The sequence below is a fragment of the Moorena producens 3L genome (assembly GCF_000211815.1).
GTDB lineage: Bacteria > Cyanobacteriota > Cyanobacteriia > Cyanobacteriales > Coleofasciculaceae > Moorena > Moorena producens.
In genome coordinates this window covers 1-1175 of record NZ_GL890896.1, presented here as the reverse complement: position 1 = coordinate 1175, position 1175 = coordinate 1, and the positions used below count along the sequence as shown (strand labels likewise).

The following is a 1175-nucleotide window of genomic DNA, read 5'->3' as shown; positions in this document are numbered from 1 at the left end:
CCACCAATCCGCCGAAACTCCAACCGCCAATATGGTACGGGCCTTGGGGCTGCACCTCGCGGATGGCATCCACGTAGGCGGCTGCCATCTCTTCCACCGTTTCGAGTTGCGGTTGCAGGCCGTCTACGCCGTGCGCCTGAATCGCGATGAACGGTCGATCGGCAGGGAAGGCCGCCGCCACCGCTCGGTAACACAGCGCGTTTCCGCCGCCCGGATGCACACAGAAAAAAGGGCGTTTCTGGCCCGTGGTCTTCAGCGGAACCAGCGGCGTCCAGGGCTGCTTGCGCGGGCCTTGTTCAAGCCACGCGGCCTGGGCCTCCACCGTGGTGGACTGTACCAGCTCTTGAATGGGAAACGGTCGCTGGAAGAGCTTTTCCAACTCCGCTGACAGATCCATCAAGCTTAGGGAGTCGCCCCCAAAGTCGAAAAAGTCGACCGTCACTGGCGGCGGTGCTTGATCGAGCACCCTCGCCCAGGCTCCGGCAACCAGTTGTTCGCTCGCCGAACGCGGAAAGACCACGTTGTCGTCTTTGGCGTCGAGCGAATCGCAAGCGGCGGGGTCAGGCAAGTTCGAACGATCTAACTTGGCATTGCTCGTGAGTGGAAACTCGTCCACTCCGACAAACAAGCTGGGGACCATGTACTTGGGCAGCGTCACCTCCAAATGGGCACGCAGCGCCGCGGCCTGAGGTGGCGTTTGGGGATCCTCAGAAATCACGTACGCCACCAGCTGCTTGCGTCCCTCCACACTCCGCTCGTCAAGGGCAACGGCGCATGCATTGACCCCGGGCGCAGCGCTCAGCTGGGACTCGATTTCTCCCAGCTCAATGCGAAACCCGCGGAGCTTCACTTGGTTGTCTGCGCGGCCCACAAAATCCATGCCGCCATCGGGCGTGCGCAGGGCTAAGTCCCCGGAACGGTACACCGCCCCTTCCCCTTCAGCTCCTTGCAGAAAACGCGCAGCGTTCAGTTCGGGCCGTTTGAGGTACCCCCGCGTGACGCCGGCACCGGACACATAGATCTCACCAACCTCCCCCGGAGGCACGGGGCGTCCCTCCGCGTCTCGCAGGTGCAGCTGCAAGTCGGGAATCGGCTCCCCGATGGGGCTCCCGGGACGCTGCAAGTCGGCGCGTGTTACGCGGCGGTAGGTGCAGTGCACGGTGGTCTCGGTGATG

General features: G+C 63.5%; 1 protein-coding gene and 1 pseudogene. Both read right to left on the bottom strand.

The annotated features are described in order from the left end of the window. The coding region (locus tag LYNGBM3L_RS45080; RefSeq protein ID WP_324293474.1) for a thioesterase domain-containing protein at window positions 1-1015 on the bottom strand (1015 nt) is incomplete at its 3' end. Between the two features lie 27 nt (window positions 1016-1042). Further along, window positions 1043-1159, bottom strand: a pseudogene (locus tag LYNGBM3L_RS49855) (hypothetical protein); the annotation flags it as partial. Between the last annotated feature and the right edge of the window lie 16 nt (window positions 1160-1175).